The 15,378-nt window shown below is 66.8% G+C and carries 19 protein-coding genes and 3 pseudogenes; 14 read left to right on the forward strand and 8 right to left on the reverse strand.

All coding sequences use genetic code 11. From position 1 onward, the window contains the following. Positions 1 to 167 precede the first annotated feature (167 nt). The 5 genes from lipA to H0U68_RS22340 are packed head-to-tail and all read right to left on the reverse strand — an operon-like array spanning position 168 to position 3,533. Positions 168 to 1,151, reverse strand: coding sequence for a lipoyl synthase (gene lipA / locus H0U68_RS22320; RefSeq protein ID WP_296359100.1), 984 nt, complete (start codon positions 1,149 to 1,151; stop codon positions 168 to 170). Between the two features lie 10 nt (positions 1,152 to 1,161). Then, positions 1,162 to 1,854 carry a lipoyl(octanoyl) transferase LipB gene (gene lipB / locus H0U68_RS22325; protein ID WP_296359101.1) on the reverse strand — a complete coding sequence of 231 codons (693 nt, stop codon included), beginning with the start codon at positions 1,852 to 1,854 and terminating at the stop codon, positions 1,162 to 1,164. Between the two features lie 10 nt (positions 1,855 to 1,864). Next, entirely contained in the window at positions 1,865 to 2,164 is a 300-nt protein-coding gene (locus tag H0U68_RS22330) for a DUF493 family protein (protein ID WP_296359102.1), read from the reverse strand. Further along, positions 2,161 to 3,054, reverse strand: coding sequence for a D-amino acid aminotransferase (locus H0U68_RS22335; RefSeq protein ID WP_296359103.1), 894 nt, complete (start codon positions 3,052 to 3,054; stop codon positions 2,161 to 2,163). The genes H0U68_RS22330 and H0U68_RS22335 overlap by 4 nt, the downstream gene beginning before the upstream one ends. Before the next feature lie 35 nt (positions 3,055 to 3,089). Then, positions 3,090 to 3,533, reverse strand: coding sequence for a hypothetical protein (locus H0U68_RS22340; protein ID WP_296359104.1), 444 nt, complete (start codon positions 3,531 to 3,533; stop codon positions 3,090 to 3,092). Between the two features lie 165 nt (positions 3,534 to 3,698). On the opposite strand from H0U68_RS22340, the gene H0U68_RS22345 reads away from it, so the two are divergent. From H0U68_RS22345 to H0U68_RS22385, 9 genes are all read left to right on the forward strand, one after another. Beyond that, positions 3,699 to 4,178, forward strand: a complete 480-nt coding sequence (locus H0U68_RS22345) for an ATP synthase subunit I (RefSeq protein ID WP_296359105.1) — start codon at positions 3,699 to 3,701, stop codon at positions 4,176 to 4,178. A 15-nt stretch (positions 4,179 to 4,193) separates the two neighbouring features. Beyond that, positions 4,194 to 5,072: a F0F1 ATP synthase subunit A gene (gene atpB / locus H0U68_RS22350; protein WP_296359106.1), complete on the forward strand. Its 879-nt coding sequence runs from the start codon at positions 4,194 to 4,196 to the stop codon at positions 5,070 to 5,072. Positions 5,073 to 5,125: 53 nt separating this feature from the next. Beyond that, positions 5,126 to 5,383: a F0F1 ATP synthase subunit C gene (atpE, locus tag H0U68_RS22355; protein WP_296359107.1), complete on the forward strand. Its 258-nt coding sequence runs from the start codon at positions 5,126 to 5,128 to the stop codon at positions 5,381 to 5,383. A 65-nt stretch (positions 5,384 to 5,448) separates the two neighbouring features. Continuing rightward, positions 5,449 to 5,919, forward strand: coding sequence for a F0F1 ATP synthase subunit B (locus H0U68_RS22360; RefSeq protein WP_296359108.1), 471 nt, complete (start codon positions 5,449 to 5,451; stop codon positions 5,917 to 5,919). 12 nt (positions 5,920 to 5,931) lie between these two features. Continuing rightward, entirely contained in the window at positions 5,932 to 6,462 is a 531-nt protein-coding gene (locus tag H0U68_RS22365) for a F0F1 ATP synthase subunit delta (protein WP_296359109.1), read from the forward strand. A 36-nt stretch (positions 6,463 to 6,498) separates the two neighbouring features. Further along, positions 6,499 to 8,052 carry a F0F1 ATP synthase subunit alpha gene (atpA, locus tag H0U68_RS22370; protein WP_296359110.1) on the forward strand — a complete coding sequence of 518 codons (1,554 nt, stop codon included), beginning with the start codon at positions 6,499 to 6,501 and terminating at the stop codon, positions 8,050 to 8,052. A 24-nt stretch (positions 8,053 to 8,076) separates the two neighbouring features. Continuing rightward, entirely contained in the window at positions 8,077 to 8,952 is an 876-nt protein-coding gene (gene atpG, locus H0U68_RS22375) for a F0F1 ATP synthase subunit gamma (RefSeq protein ID WP_296359111.1), read from the forward strand. A 49-nt stretch (positions 8,953 to 9,001) separates the two neighbouring features. Beyond that, positions 9,002 to 10,411 (forward strand): F0F1 ATP synthase subunit beta, encoded by a 1,410-nt coding sequence (gene atpD, locus H0U68_RS22380; protein WP_296359112.1) that lies wholly within the window; start codon positions 9,002 to 9,004, stop codon positions 10,409 to 10,411. Between the two features lie 2 nt (positions 10,412 to 10,413). Next, positions 10,414 to 10,842, forward strand: a complete 429-nt coding sequence (locus H0U68_RS22385; RefSeq protein ID WP_296359113.1) for a F0F1 ATP synthase subunit epsilon — start codon at positions 10,414 to 10,416, stop codon at positions 10,840 to 10,842. A 118-nt stretch (positions 10,843 to 10,960) separates the two neighbouring features. Here H0U68_RS22385 and H0U68_RS22390 read toward each other — a convergent pair whose 3' ends face one another. After that, positions 10,961 to 11,323, reverse strand: coding sequence for a type II toxin-antitoxin system PemK/MazF family toxin (locus H0U68_RS22390; RefSeq protein ID WP_296359118.1), 363 nt, complete (start codon positions 11,321 to 11,323; stop codon positions 10,961 to 10,963). A 5-nt stretch (positions 11,324 to 11,328) separates the two neighbouring features. Next, positions 11,329 to 12,774 (reverse strand): RNB domain-containing ribonuclease, encoded by a 1,446-nt coding sequence (locus H0U68_RS22395; protein WP_296359114.1) that lies wholly within the window; start codon positions 12,772 to 12,774, stop codon positions 11,329 to 11,331. A 162-nt stretch (positions 12,775 to 12,936) separates the two neighbouring features. Between H0U68_RS22395 and H0U68_RS22400 the strand changes: the two genes are divergently transcribed. The 5 genes and pseudogenes from H0U68_RS22400 to H0U68_RS22420 all read left to right on the forward strand — a co-directional run bounded on the left by H0U68_RS22400 (position 12,937) and on the right by H0U68_RS22420 (position 15,017). Continuing rightward, positions 12,937 to 13,110 (forward strand): hypothetical protein, encoded by a 174-nt coding sequence (locus H0U68_RS22400; protein ID WP_296359115.1) that lies wholly within the window; start codon positions 12,937 to 12,939, stop codon positions 13,108 to 13,110. A 28-nt stretch (positions 13,111 to 13,138) separates the two neighbouring features. Further along, positions 13,139 to 13,735 (forward strand): annotated as a pseudogene (locus H0U68_RS22405) (hypothetical protein). After that, entirely contained in the window at positions 13,711 to 14,166 is a 456-nt protein-coding gene (locus H0U68_RS22410; RefSeq protein ID WP_296359116.1) for a TerB family tellurite resistance protein, read from the forward strand. Before H0U68_RS22405 ends, H0U68_RS22410 begins: the two are co-directional and overlap by 25 nt. Beyond that, a pseudogene (locus H0U68_RS22415) lies at positions 14,166 to 14,727 on the forward strand (tripartite tricarboxylate transporter substrate-binding protein); the annotation flags it as partial. The gene H0U68_RS22410 and the pseudogene H0U68_RS22415, both read left to right, overlap by 1 nt. A gap of 80 nt (positions 14,728 to 14,807) precedes the next feature. Next, positions 14,808 to 15,017 carry a DUF3606 domain-containing protein gene (locus H0U68_RS22420; protein ID WP_296359117.1) on the forward strand — a complete coding sequence of 70 codons (210 nt, stop codon included), beginning with the start codon at positions 14,808 to 14,810 and terminating at the stop codon, positions 15,015 to 15,017. A gap of 21 nt (positions 15,018 to 15,038) precedes the next feature. On the opposite strand, the pseudogene H0U68_RS22425 reads toward H0U68_RS22420, so the two are convergent. Further along, a pseudogene (locus H0U68_RS22425) lies at positions 15,039 to 15,378 on the reverse strand (RNA polymerase sigma factor); the annotation flags it as partial.

Genomic DNA, 15,378 nt, shown 5'->3' on the forward strand with positions numbered 1-15,378 from the left:
CTGGCCAACCTGTACATGGTTCGGGGTGCTTTGAAGGCATAGGTGCGCCCGCAGCGGCGCTCATAGGCCGCCAGCACCTGCGGGGGGCCTCTGCACGCACCTCATCAGGCCTAGATTCGCCGTCGAACCGCACAAGCATCTGCAATCGACGCTTGTTCAGAATCTCCTTAGGCGACGCCGGCCGCGTGCGCCTGCTCGTCAGCGTGGTACGAGCTGCGGACCATTGCGCCGACGGCGGCGTGGCTGAAGCCCATCTCGTAGGCTTTGGCCTCGAACATCTTGAAGGTGTCGGGGTGCACGTAGCGGCGCACCGGCAGGTGCGAGGTGGACGGCGCGAGGTACTGGCCGATGGTCAGCATCTCGATGCCGTGCGCGCGCATGTCGCGCATGACGTCGAGAATCTCGTCGTCGGTCTCGCCCAGGCCCACCATCAGGCCGCTCTTGGTCGGCACGTGCGGGAACAGCGCCTTGAACTTCTTCAGCAGGTTCAGGCTGAACTGGTAGTCCGATCCCGGGCGCGCCTGCTTGTACAGGCGCGGGATGGTTTCCAGGTTGTGGTTCATCACGTCGGGCGGGGCGGCCTTCAGGATCTCCAGCGCGCGGTCGTCGCGGCCACGGAAGTCGGGCACCAGCACCTCGATGGTGGTGCCGGGCGACATCTCGCGCGTCTTGCGGATGCATTCGACGAAGTGGCCGGCGCCGCCGTCGCGCAGGTCGTCGCGGTCCACGCTGGTGATCACCACGTATTTGAGTTTCAGCGCTGCGATGGTCTTGGCCATGTTCTCGGGCTCGCTCGCATCCAGCGGGTCCGGGCGGCCGTGGCCGACGTCGCAGAACGGGCAGCGCCGCGTGCACTTGTCGCCCATGATCATGAAGGTGGCCGTGCCCTTGCCGAAGCACTCGCCGATGTTGGGGCAGGACGCTTCCTCGCACACCGTGTGCAGGTTGTGCTCGCGCAGGATCTGCTTGATCTCGTAGAAGCGGCTGCTGGCCGAACCGGCGCGCACACGGATCCAGTCGGGTTTGCGCAGGATTTCCCCGGGCTCTACCTTCACCGGAATGCGCGACAGCTTGGCCGCGGCCTTCTGCTTGGCGCCGGCCTGGTAGGTCTCTGTGGATTGCGCTTCGCGCACGACGGGGTTCGAGCTCATGGAGGGTCCTTCAAGGGGCCAGCAGGGCGGCGAGCTTGTGGCTCAGCACCTCGGCCGCTGCGTCCAAGGGGACGGAGACGCCCATTGTAGAAAGGTCGGTGGTCCGCAGGCTTTCATAGCCGCAGGGGTTGATCCGCGAGAAGGGTTCCAGGTCCATCGCCACGTTGAGCGACAGGCCGTGGTAGCTGCAATGGCGGCTGATCTTGATGCCCAGGGCGGCGATCTTGGCGAGGCCTTCGAAAGGATAGGGGTCACCCTCACCCCGGCCCTCTCCCGCTTGCGGGAGAGGGGGCAAGCGTGCATGCCCGAACGGATCGTCGGTGCGCACATAAATCCCAGGCGCGCCGGCCACGCGGTGCCCCGTCACGCCGAGCTCCGACAGCATGCGGATCGTCGCTTCTTCCAGCCGATAGACGTATTCCTTGACGAAGTAACCCGCGCGCTTCAAGTCCAGCAGCGGATAGGCCACCACCTGGCCGGGCCCGTGGTAGGTCACCTGTCCGCCGCGGTTGGTGGCCACCACCGCAATGGCGCCGGGCGCTAGCAGATGCTGCGGCTTGCCCGCGAGGCCCTGCGTGAAGACCGGTGGGTGCTCGCACAGCCAGAGTTCGTCTTCCGTGTCGGGCGTGCGCTGCGCGGTGAAATCCTGCATCGCCTGGTAGGTCGGCAGGTACTCCACGCGGCCCAGCCGGCGCACGCGCATGCGGCGCGCCTTACAGCACGACCTTCACCATCGGGTGCGAGCTCAGCGTGCGGTATAGCTCGTCGAGCTGCTCGCGGCTGGTGGCCGTGATGGTGATGGTGATGCCCAGGTACTTGCCCGCGCTGCTGTCGCGCAATTCCACGGTGGACGCGTCGAAGCCGGGGTCGAACTGCCTGGCGATGTGCGTGATCGCGGCGACGAAGCCGTCGCCCTTGGTGCCCATTACCTTGATGGGAAAGCGCGAGGGGTATTCGATCAGCGAATCCTTGCGCGGATCGGTGGAGTCGGCCGGTGGTGTGGCGAGTGTCATCGTGCGGTGGACTGCTTGGCCCGCTGGTAGCCGGCATACAGCTTGTCGTAGATGGGGCCGGGCTTGCCGTTTCCAACCGGCTTGCCATCCAGCTGCACCACCGGCAGCACCTCCTTGGTGGCCGACGACAGGATCAGCTCGTCTGCCGCCAGGACCTCCTCGCGCGAGACGCGGCGCAACTCGAACGGAATGCCGGCGTCGCGGCACAGCTGCTCGATCAGCCTGTAGCGGATGCCTTCGAGCACCAGGTTGTCCTTGGGCGCGCCCAGCAGCGTGCCGTCCTTCACCACCCACACGTTGGATGCGGCGGCTTCGCTCAAGGAACCGTCGCGAAACATCACGGTCTCGATGGCGCCCACGTCGGCGCTGGCCTGGCGCGAGAGCACGGCGGCGGCCAGGCTGGTGCTCTTGATGTGGGCCTTCTGCCAGCGGAAGTCGTCGGCGCTCACGCAGCTGAAACCAGCGGCGCGCAGCTCGGGCGGATAGATGTAGAGCCGGTTGCTGGTGGCGAACACGGTAGGCTTCAAGCCGGGCGGCATCACGTGGTCGCGCATTGCCACGCCGCGGCTGATCTGGATGTAGACGAGCTGGTCGGTGTCCTGCGCCGGCTTGCTCACCGTCGCCGCATACGCCTCGATCAAGCGCATCACCAGCGCCATCCATTCCTCGTGCGTGTGCGGATTGGCGATGCGCAATTCGTCCAGGCTGCGGTCCAGCCGCGCCATGTGCTCGGCGAAGCGGAACGGGCGGCCGGCATAGGCCGGCACGACCTCGTACACGCCATCGCCGAAGATGAATCCGCGGTCGAGCACGCTGACCTTGGCGTCGCGCAGGGTGCTGAATTCGCCGTTGAGATAGCAGGGAAGGGCGGGGATGGTGTCGTCGATCATGGGCAGGATTGTCCGGGGTTTCGAGGCAGCCGTGCTCAGCGCCAGAGCACCACCGCCGCGATGGCGACCCAGCCCAGGGCCAGGTTGATCTTGGCCAGCAGCGTGATCTGTGCCATGCGCTTGCCGCCCGCCGGCCAGTCCTGCGCCGCGACGGCGCGCTTGAGCCCGCGGAACGGCGCGGCCACGATGTGGGCATAGACCAGCATCATCACGATGCCGATGCCGGCCATGGCCTTCCAGCCCGGCGGCGCGCCGGCGCCGCCGGACAGCAGCAAGGTGAGGCCGGTGGCCAGCAGCACCGCCACGCTCACGCCGGCCAGCAGCAGGAAGCGCGCGAGCACCGCGGCCATCAGCGGCAGGCGCTGCGGCGGCTGCAGCAAGGCGGTGGCCGGCGGGCGCAGCGCGGCCACCATGAACACCATGCCGCCCATCCACACGATGGCGGCGGCGAGGTGGAAGAACAGCAGCAGGTCGCGCATGGAAGCCTCTTTTTCTGGTGGAAGCGGCATTGTCCTGCCTCGTGCGCAAGCCCTGCCGCAAGACGTGTCCCTACACCGCAGTCGGAAGCATGTCGGAACGGCCTGGGTTTCTACTTATAATGGGAGGCTTTGCGAAATTTCGGGGCCCAAGCGGGGCTTCAAAACATGAAGAACAACATTGCCCCGCTTCCCGAAGAGATGGAGGAAGCGCCTCTCCCAAGATCGCTCAGCGCTGAAGAAGCGCGGCGGTTGCGCGAACAGAATCCGCCGGTTTCCCCTTGGCGGGTCGTTGCGGGACAGGCGGCGATGGGGCTCGTGGTGGCGCTGGCTGCATGGGCGCTGAGCGGGAGACAAAACGTCGGATGGTCTGCCTTGTATGGCGCGTTGGCCGTGGTGATTCCCGCGGCCGTGTTCGCGCGGGGCCTGACCGGGCATTTTTCTTCCGTGAATGCCGGCAGTGCCGCCGTCGGGTTCCTGATGTGGGAGATGGTCAAGATCGCCTTGACGTTCGCCATGCTGGTGGCGGCGCCGAGGCTGGTGGCGGGACTGAGCTGGCCGGCGTTGCTGATCGGCATGGTCCTCGCGATGAAGGTTTACTGGCTGGCGCTGGCATTCAAGCCGCGTCCCAAGACGAAACTTGATTGAGAACTGAAGCAAGACATGGCTGCTGAAGAACACGGACAGACCGCGGGTGAGTACATCCTCCACCACCTGACTTTCTGGCAGAACCACAAGGCCGGCAACGTCGTCGACTTTTCCGTTTTCAACTATGACTCCCTGATCTTCTCCACCCTCATCGGCGTGCTCGCCTGCTGGGCGCTGTGGGCCGCTGCGCGCAAGGCCACCTCGGGCGTGCCCGGGCGCTTCCAGGCCGCGGTTGAAATCCTGGTGGAGATGGTGGACACGCAGGCCAAGGGCATCATTCACAACGCCCAGAGCCGCAAGCTGGTTTCGCCGCTGGCGCTCACCGTGTTCATCTGGATCTTCCTGCTGAACGCGATGGACCTGCTGCCGGTGGATCTGCTGCCCTGGATCTGGGGCCACATCTACGGCGCTGCCGGACATGACGCTTCCCATGCCTACATGCGCTCGGTTCCCACCGCCGACCTCTCGGTCACCATGGGCCTGTCGCTGTCGGTGCTGCTGATCTGCCTGTACTACAACGTCAAGATCAAGGGCATCGGCGGCTGGGCGCACGAGCTGGTCACGGCGCCGTTCGGCACCAGCAAGAACCCGGTCCTGGCGGTCATCATGGGCGTGCTGAACCTGGCCATGCAGATCATCGAATTCATCGCCAAGACCGTGTCGCACGGCATGCGACTGTTCGGCAACATGTACGCCGGCGAACTGATTTTCCTGCTGATCGCCCTGATGGGCGGCGCCTGGTCGCTGTCGGCCACCGGCATCGGCCTGGCCATCGGCCACATCGTGGCGGGCTTCGTCTGGGCCACGTTCCACCTGATCATCATCACGCTGCAGGCCTTCGTCTTCATGATGCTGGCGCTCGTCTACCTGGGCCAGGCGCACGACGCGCACTGAGTCCCGTCCCTCTTTCATTCCACGTCAACCAAGTCCTTAGGAGCAATTCAAAAATGGAACAAGTCATCAGCTTCGTCGCGCTCGCCGCCGGCCTGATCATCGGTCTGGGCGCCATCGGCGCCTGCATCGGCATCGGCATCATGGGCAGCAAGTACCTCGAATCCGCCGCTCGCCAACCTGAGCTGATGAACGAACTGCAGACCAAGATGTTCCTGCTGGCCGGCCTGATCGACGCCGCGTTCATCATCGGCACGGGTATCGCGCTGTGGTTCGCCACCGCCAACCCGTTCCTGGGCCAGCTGGCGAAGTAAGTCATCGCCCTTTCGCCCAACTCATTCCTGGCAACGCGTACGCGGCCAGGAGCAAGGATGACAAAGTGAGCATCACCGCAACCCTCATCGTCCAGATGATCGTGTTCGCCCTGCTGGTCGCGTTCACGATGAAGTTCGTGTGGCCGCCGATCGCAATCGCGCTCGACGAGCGTGCGCGCAAGATCGCCGACGGCCTGGCAGCGGCCGACAAGGCCAAAGCCGACCAGGCAGCCGCCGAAAAGCGCGTGGAAGAGGAACTGGCCAGGTCGCGTAACCAGACGGCGGTGCTGCTGGCCGACGCCGAGCGCCGCGCCCAGGGCATCGTCGAGGAAGCCAAGGGCCGCGCCACGGAAGAAGGCAACAAGATCGTTGCCGCCGCCCGCGCCGAGGCCGAGCAGCAGACCGTGAAGGCGCGCGAGGCACTGCGCGAGCAGGTCGCCGCGCTGGCCGTCAAGGGCGCCGAGCAGATCCTGCGCCGCGAGGTCAATGCCGGCGTGCACGCCGAGCTGCTGAACCGCCTGCAGACCGAGCTGTAAACAGAGCACGACATGGCCGAACTCGCCACCATCGCCCGCCCGTACGCCGAAGCCCTGTTCAAGTCGTCGCAAGCCGACCTGAACGGCACGGCCCAATGGCTGGACGCGCTTGCCGCCGTGGCAGGCAACACCCGGCTGCTGCAATTCGCCGACAACCCCAAGGTCAGTCACCAGCAGGTGTACGACGTGGTGGCCGACGTGGCGAAGGTGGACCTGCCGGAGGCTGGCAGGAACTTCCTGCGCGCCGTGATCGAGAACGGCCGCCTGGCCGCGCTGCCCGGGATCGCCGGCCAGTTCCGCGCCATGAAGAACGCGCAGGGCGGCTCCTCGGACGCCGTCGTCTACAGCGCCTTCCCGATCCCGGCCTTGCAGCTGGGCGCGGTGGCGCAGACCCTGGAGAAGCGCTTCGGCCGCAAGCTCAACCTGACAGTGCAGGAAGACCCGTCGCTCATCGGCGGCATTCGCGTGGTGGTCGGCGACGAGGTGCTGGACACCTCGGTGAAGGCCCGCCTGGAACAAATGAAAGTCGCCCTGACAGCGTAAGCGCTGCCGGCAACAACCGAAGGAAAGGAAAGAGTCATGCAACTCAATCCCGCAGAAATCTCCGAACTGATCAAGAGCCGCATCGAGGGCCTGTCCGCCAGCGTCGACATCCGCAACCAGGGCACCGTGATCTCGGTGACCGACGGCATCGTCCGCGTGCACGGCCTGTCCGATGCGATGCAGGGCGAGATGCTGGAATTCCCGCCCACCGCGGACGGCACGCCCACGTTCGGCCTGGCGCTGAACCTGGAGCGCGACTCCGTGGGCTCGGTGATCCTGGGCGAGTACGAGCACATCTCCGAAGGCGATACCGTCAAGTGCACGGGCCGCATTCTGGAAGTGCCGGTCGGCCCCGAGCTGATCGGCCGCGTGGTGAACGCGCTCGGCCAGCCGATCGACGGCAAGGGCCCGATCAACGCCAAGCTGACCGACGTGATCGAGAAGGTCGCCCCGGGCGTGATCGCGCGCCAGTCGGTGAGCCAGCCGGTGCAGACCGGCCTGAAGGCCATCGACTCCATGGTGCCCGTCGGCCGTGGCCAGCGCGAGCTGATTATCGGTGACCGCCAGACCGGCAAGTCGGCCGTCGCGGTGGACACCATCATCAACCAGCGCGGCCAGAACATGACCTGCGTGTATGTCGCCATCGGCCAGAAGGCGTCCACGATCAAGAACCTCGTGCGCGCCCTCGAAGCCAACGGCGCGATGGAGTACACCATCGTCGTGGCCGCGTCCGCCTCCGAGTCGGCTGCCATGCAGTTCGTGGCGCCCTACGCCGGCTGCAGCATGGGCGAGTACTTCCGCGACCGCGGGCAAGACGCGCTGATCATCTATGACGACCTGTCCAAGCAGGCCGTGGCCTACCGCCAGGTGTCGCTGCTGCTGCGCCGCCCGCCGGGCCGCGAAGCCTACCCCGGCGACGTGTTCTATCTCCACAGCCGCCTGCTGGAGCGCGCCGCGCGCGTGAACGCCGACTACGTCGAGAAGTTCACCAAGGGCGAAGTCAAGGGCAGGACTGGTTCGCTGACCGCGCTGCCCATCATCGAAACGCAGGCCGGCGACGTGTCCGCGTTCGTCCCGACCAACGTGATCTCGATCACCGACGGCCAGATCTTCCTGGAAACGTCCCTGTTCAACTCCGGCATCCGTCCCGCCATCAACGCGGGCATCTCGGTGTCGCGGGTGGGCGGCGCGGCGCAGACCAAGCTGATCCAGAAGCTGTCGGGCGGCATCCGGACCGACCTGGCGCAGTACCGCGAGCTGGCAGCCTTCGCGCAGTTCGCCTCCGACCTGGACCCGGCCACGCGCAAGCAGCTGGACCGCGGCGCGCGCGTCACGGAGCTGCTCAAGCAGCCGCAGTACAGCCCGTTGCCCATCGGCCTGATGGCCGCCTCGATCTACGCGGCGAACAAGGGCTTCCTGGACGACCTCGAGGTGAAGAAGGTGCTCCCCTTCGAGCACGGCATGCATCAGTACCTGCGCGACAAGTACGCGCCGCTGCTGGACACGCTGGCGCAGGGCAAGGCGCTGGACGACACCACCGAGCCGCAGCTGAACGCCGCCATCACCGCGTTCAAGAAGACCTTCGCCTGATCGCAACCTCCTTAAGGAATCGCAGTGGCTGCAGGTAAAGAGATTCGCGGCAAGATCAAATCCTTCGAGAACACGAAGAAGATCACGAAGGCGATGGAGCTCGTGTCCGCCTCCAAGATGCGCAAGGCGCAGGACCGCATGCGTGCGGCCCGGCCTTACAGCGACAAGGTCCGCAACATCGCGAGCAACCTGGGCAAGGCGAACCCCGAGTACACCCATGCGTTCATGAAGGTGAGCGAGGCCAAGGCGGCCGGCTTCATCGTCGTGACCACGGACAAGGGCCTGTGCGGCGGCCTCAACACCAACCTGCTGCGCGCGGTGACCATCAAGATCCGCGAACTGCAGGAGGCAGGCACCTCGGTGCAGACGGTGGCCATCGGCAACAAGGGGCTGAACTTCCTGAACCGCCTCGGCGCGCCGGTGGTGTCGCACGCCACGCAGCTGGGCGACACGCCCCACCTGGACCGCCTGATCGGCCCGGTGAAGGTGCTGCTGGACCTGTACGCCGAAGGCAAGCTGTCGGGTGTCTACCTCTGCTACACCAGGTTCATCAACACGATGAAGCAGGAAGCGGTGGTGGAGCCGCTGCTGCCTCTGTCGGCCGCCAAGATGGAAGCCGAAACCAAGGCCAGCGGCGCGCACGGCTGGGACTACATCTACGAGCCGGACGCCAAGACCGTCATCGACGACCTGCTGGTGCGCTACGTGGAGGCACTGGTGTACCAGGCGGTGGCCGAGAACATGGCGTCGGAGCAGTCGGCGCGCATGGTGGCCATGAAGGCCGCCACGGACAACGCAGGCAACCTGATCGGCGAACTGAAGCTGGTCTACAACAAGACGCGCCAGGCTGCGATCACCAAGGAACTCTCGGAGATCGTCGCCGGGGCCGCAGCAGTGTGACCTCACGGTCACGTGCAGCCGTTTAATTGAAATCTATCGGAGCAGACAAATGGCTCAAGCGCAAGGAAAAATCGTTCAATGCATCGGCGCCGTGGTGGACGTTGAGTTCTCCCGCAGCGAGATGCCGCGTGTGTACGACGCGATCAAGATGGAAGGCTCGGCGCTGACGCTGGAAGTGCAGCAGCAGCTGGGCGACGGCATCGTGCGCACCATCGCGCTGGGCTCCTCCGACGGCCTGCGCCGCGGCACCATGGTGTACAACACCGGCGCCCCGATCAACGTGCCGGTGGGCAAGGCCACGCTGGGCCGCATCATGGACGTGCTGGGCAACCCGATCGACGAGCGCGGCCCCGTCAACGCGGAACTGACCGCGTCGATCCACCGCAAGGCGCCGGCGTACGACGAGCTGTCTCCCTCGCAGGAACTGCTGGAAACCGGCATCAAGGTGATCGACCTGATCTGCCCGTTCGCCAAGGGCGGCAAGGTCGGCCTGTTCGGCGGCGCCGGCGTGGGCAAGACCGTGAACATGATGGAGCTGATCAACAACATCGCCAAGGCCCACTCCGGCCTGTCGGTGTTCGCCGGCGTCGGCGAGCGCACCCGCGAGGGCAACGACTTCTATCACGAGATGATGGAGTCGGGCGTCGTGAACAGCGAGAACCTGTCCGAGTCGAAAGTGGCCATGGTGTACGGCCAGATGAACGAGCCCCCGGGCAACCGCCTGCGCGTGGCGCTGACCGGCCTGACCATCGCCGAATCGTTCCGCGACGAAGGCCGTGACGTGCTGTTTTTCGTGGACAACATCTACCGCTACACGCTAGCCGGCACGGAAGTGTCCGCGCTGCTGGGCCGCATGCCGTCCGCCGTGGGCTACCAGCCGACGCTGGCCGAGGAAATGGGCCGCCTGCAGGAGCGCATCACCTCCACCAAGGTGGGCTCGATCACCTCGATCCAGGCCGTGTACGTGCCCGCGGACGATTACACCGACCCGTCGCCGGCGACCACCTTCGCCCACCTGGACTCCACCGTGGCGCTGTCGCGCGAAATCGCATCGCTGGGCATCTACCCCGCGGTCGACCCGCTCGACTCCACCTCGCGCCAGGTCGACCCGAACGTGATCGGCGAAGACCACTACAACACCACCCGCGCGGTGCAGGGCACGCTGCAGCGCTACAAGGAACTGCGCGACATCATCGCCATCCTGGGCATGGACGAGCTGTCGCCGGAAGACAAGCAGGCCGTGTCGCGCGCCCGCAAGATCCAGCGCTTCCTGTCGCAGCCGTTCCACGTGGCCGAAGTGTTCACCGGCACGCCCGGCAAGTACGTGCCGTTGTCCGAAACCATCCGCGGCTTCAAGATGATCGTGGCCGGCGAGTGCGACCACCTGCCCGAGCAGGCCTTCTACATGGTCGGCACCATCGACGAAGCCTTCGAGAAGGCCAAGAAGCTGGCGGCCTGAGCATGGTGGACACCACGCACACCATCCACGTCGACGTGGTTTCGGCCGAGGAGTCCATCTTCTCGGGCGAAGCGCGCTTCGTGGCGCTGCCCGGCGAAGCGGGTGAGCTCGGCATCTACCCGCGCCACACGCCGCTGATCACGCGCGTGAAGCCCGGCTCTGTGCGCATCGAAAAGGCCGACGGCAGCGAGGAATTCGTCTTCGTCGCCGGCGGCATCCTCGAAGTGCAGCCCAGCGGCGTCACCGTGCTGTCCGACACCGCCATCCGCGGCAAGGATTTGGACGAAGAGAAGGCCAACGAAGCCAAGCGCCTCGCCGAAGAAGCGCTGAAGAACGCCAAGAGCGAAATCGACGTCGCACGCGCGACGTCGGAGCTGGCACTGGCGGTGGCCGAGATGGCCGCGGCACGGAAGTACTTGCAGAAAAGATAACGACCTGGGTACAGATCTTCAGCTCCGTCCCCAACTGACCAGATAAGCGCCACAACAATCGGCGCGCTCGGCCCCGTTCGCAAGGACGGGGCTTTTTTCTTGGGGTGCGGCGCGTCCGCTACCTTCCCCGGAAAAACGAGGCCTGCAAAAACCGCAGTCCCGCGATCACCTGCTCCACCCGTTCGGGCGCGAGGCAGCCGATCCTGTCGCCGAGCCGGTCTTTCCGGATCGAAGACACCTGCGACACGATGACGATGCTCTGCTTTTCCAGGCGGCCTTCGCCCGCATCGAGCAGCACGTTGCCGGGCTCGGCCACGCGCTTGAGGTTGGAGCTCAGGGCGCAGACGACCACCGAGTCGATCCTGGAGTCATTGAATACGTCGTCCTGCACCACGACGTGCGGATGCGGATGTCCGGGGATGGACCCTTCGGTGCCGTCGGGCGCCACCCAGTAAATCTCTCCGCGCCGGATCCGCTGCATGGCGCTCACGCGCGCTCGAAGTCGATGAATCCCTGCGCCGCGTCCACGCTCACCAGCCGCACCCGCAGCGCGTCGCCCACGTCGGCGCCTTCGAGGCCGCGCACCAGGCGGCCTTCCACCAGCGGTTGCGCGATGCGCACGAAGGTGCCCTTGGGCGAGGCGCCGGTGACGATGGCGTCGAACGTCTCGCCGATGCGCTCCTGCAGCAGCCAGGCCGCGGCCGCCTTCAGCACCTGCCGCTCGACCTTGCTGGCGTTGTCCTCCTGCAACGTGCAGTGGCGCGCGATCTCCACGAGATCGTCGAAGCCGTAGGGCGGCGTGTCGCCGGCCAGCGCGGCCTTCACCAGGCGCTGCGTCACCAGGTCGGGAAAGCGCCGGTTCGGCGCGGTGGAATGCGCGTAGTCGCTGACTGCCAGGCCGAAGTGGCCGAGGTTGGTCGCGCCCGGCGCGGCCGCCACATAGGAGCCGGAGCCGAGCATCTTCACGATGCGCAGCGACAGGTCGGCAAAGCCGCCGGGGTCGGCCTGCCGCTGCGCGCGCAGGAACTGGTCCAGCGCGACCGGGTCGGGGTCGGCGGGCAGCGTCACGCCGAAGCCGGCCGCCAGCGCCTCGATGCGGTCCCAGCGCCGCGGCGACTGCAGGAAGCGGCGCAGCGACGGCAGTCCCTGCGCCGCGAGAAAGCGCGCGGTGGCGGTGTTGGCCGCGATCATCAGGTCGGCGATCAGGTCCTTGGCGCGGTTCTTCTCGTCGGGACGCATGTCGACCAGGCGGCCGTCCTGGAACACGGGCCGCGCGGAGACGGTAGCCACGTTCAGCGCGCCGCTGCGCTGGCGCAATTGCCGCAGCTGCGTGGCCACCGCGTCGTGCACGCGCAGCTGCTGCTCCAGCCCCGGCACCGATGCCAGCTGTGGCAGCGCCGCCGCGTCGCCGTCCAGCCAGCGCGACACGCGGTCGTAGGTGAGCTTCGCGCGGTTGAGCACCACGGCCCGGTACAGCTTTGCGGACAGCACGTCGCCGTCGGGCTGCACCAGCATGTCGACCACCACCGCCAGCCGCTCCTGGCCTTCGTGCAGCGAGCTGCGGTCGGTGGACAGCACTTCCGGCAGCATCGGGAACACGCCGGCCGCCGTGTAGACCGAGGTGGTGTTGGCGCGGGCGTGCGCGTCCACCGCGCCGCCGGGTCGCACCAGCGCATCCACGTCCGCCACCGCGACCAGCAGCCGCACCACGCCGCCCGCCAGCAGCTCGGCCACGCTCAGCTGGTCCAGATCACGCGTGTCGTCGTTGTCGATGGAAAACCAGGTGCGCTGGCGCAGGTCGCGGATGTCGCCGCGCTGCGCCGGCGCCGTGCTGCCGGCGGCTTCCTGCAGAGCCTGCGCGCTGAAGGCGGGGAGCAGGCCGCGCGTGCGCATGGCCTCCACGGCGAGTTGGTGCAAGGACGAAGGGGGCATGCTGATGTGGGCCAAGGTGAGCGGCGAAAGTGAAGTGGATGCGCTGTGTGGATTCTGGTCCTACGGGCATCCGCCGTGGCCGCCCACACGGCTTGGTCGCCCGGATGCCTAGATTCTTGCTGAACGCCGGACTGTCCCGGTGCCCAACCCGAAAGGAAGCATATGCCGCAATCGACCAAGGACGCCAAGGGCGGAAAGTCCCACGCCAAGAAGACGACGCATTCGGACGGCGCGGTCTCGGACAAAGCGGCCGCCAAGAAGGCGGGCAGCGGCCGCTCGGCCAGTTCTCCCACCGGACCGAACAAGCACGGCGAGAAGAAGACCACGCCGCACTGAGAGGCGCACGCATCGGTGATCGCCGCGCATGCGCGGCGCACTCGACTTCAGCTCGTGGCAGTCGCTGCTGACCACGCTGCTTGGCTTGGCCGTGGTCACGCTGATCATGGTCGGAATCCGGCTGGTGGTGATGCAGACCGTGAAGCGCCGGCGCGAGGGCGCGAATCGGCAGATCAACGAGCGGCTGCGCACCTTGATCGCCGCGTACAAGACGCTCGGTGGTTTGTTCACCGGTGACCTGAGCGTCGACCCCGCGCATCTGCGCAGCCTGGCGGCGCAGGCAGGTTGGCGTCAGTGCCCGGTTCAGAGCGGCGGCGCCGCATCCGCGACGCGGTGGAGGCCGCGCTGTCCGACGTAATCCTGCTGGGCACCGCCGACCAGGTGCAGCTCGCCTGCAGGCGGCCAACCATCTGGTGGCCGGGCGCGTGCTTCGCGTGCGGAAAGACGCGGCGGCGCGGGAGGCGGTGGTGGAGGCCGCGGGCAGGGCGGCGGTGCCGAAGGACTGGGCACCGGCGTCGGCGGAACTCGCGCTCGGCCGACATGTCGAGCCGGACCAGTAGCATCAAAGGAACCTCGGGCCTGTATCAGGCTCCATCCAGCATGTTCGATGCCCTTAAAAATTTAATGGACAGCATGGCGCCGCGCTTTGCCGGCCCATCAACGCCAGCCGCTCCTTCCGTTCACCTGGCCGCGGCCGTGCTGCTGATGGAGGTCATGCGCGCCGAGAGCACGGTCTCGGTGGAAGAGCGCGCCGCCGCTGCGCGCGACTTGCGCACGCAGTTCGGGTTCCAGGAGGCCGAGATCGCGCCCTTGCTGGATGGCGCCGAGCGCGAGACCCAGGTCGCCTACGACTATTTCCGGTTCACCAGCGTGCTGAACGAGCAGCTGTCGCAGCCGCAGAAGATCGCCCTGGTGGAAGCGATGTGGCGGGCCGCCTATGCGGACCTGCACCTCGACCCGGCGGAGAACGCGGTGATCAGCCAGGTGGCGGAGCTGCTGCACGTCACGCACGGCGAATACATCGCCGCCAAGCTGCGCGCGCAGCTGCCGGTGTAATGCTGCTGGCCAACACCGGCATGATGGTCATCAACCCTGCGCTATACGGCAAGCTGCCGTACGACACCTTGCGCGACTTCACGCCGATCGCCCGCACGACGATGCTTCGTCGCGTATGCCAAGCGCGTCCCGGCCAAGTGAACTACGGCTCGGCTGGCAACGGCGGCATCAGCCACCTGGTGCCCGAGATGTTCAGGGCGCGACTGGCCTGTTCATGGTGCACATCCCCTACCGCGGCAGCGCGCCCGCGTTCACCGACCTCAGGGCCGGTCAGGTGCAGTTCATGGCCGAGTCGTTCCGCAGGCCGCGGCGTACCACAAGCAGGGCAAGGTGAAGGGCTTCTACGGCTTTCTCGCGCCCGCCAACTTGCCGAAAGACGTGGCGCACAAGCTGAGCGACGCCTTCCGCCAGGTGCTGTCCACGCCCGAGGTGCGCAACCGCGTGGTGGCGCAGGGCGCCGACCCGGCGTTCCTGGGCACCGACGGGTTCGGGGGCTTCCTGCGCGCCGAGCTGCCGCGCTGGACCGACGCGGTGCGCAAGTCCGGCGCCAGGCTCGACTGAGGAATGCATGGCGGCGGCCTACACCGCGCGCCGCCGAACGGCGCTAGCGTGATGTCTTTCCAGACACAGGAGACACCACCATGGCAGGACACGACGGCGAGCAGCCGGACCGCATCGACGTGAACGACGAGCAGGTGCTCGCGCAGTGGGCGAAGAAGCTGGACGCGACGGCGATGCAGCTGCGCGACGCGGTCAAGCAGGTGGGCGACCGCGCCACCGACGTCGAGATGCACCTGAAGGGCACGCGCAGCACCACCAACGACGACCGGGTGGAAGAGTCGGGCGGCTGATGCGCGTTGCTGCGTGATGCGTCAGCGGGGCTGTGCCGGGGCCGCCCGCGCCAGCACCAGTTCCAGGCCGGCGCACACGTAGGGCACGTAGCGGTAGTCGCGGATGAAGCTGATGCGGTCTCCGCGCCACTCCAGCCACATGAAATAGGCCGGCTTCGCATCCGCGCGGTCGGCGAACACCGCGATCACCTCGCGGCCTTCGAGCCAGGCCGGCACGAGCCATACGCCCTTGGTCTTCGCATAGATGGTGAAGAAGGAGCCGACCTGCGCCGCGCCGTTGTGCTGCGGGTAGGTCGACTGCACCAGCCGCACGTCGTCGGCCAGCAGCGCGCGCAGCCCGTCCCAGTCGCGCCCGTTGAAC

The sequence above is a fragment of the Ramlibacter sp. genome (assembly GCF_013697775.1).
Lineage (GTDB): Bacteria > Pseudomonadota > Gammaproteobacteria > Burkholderiales > Burkholderiaceae_C > Ramlibacter.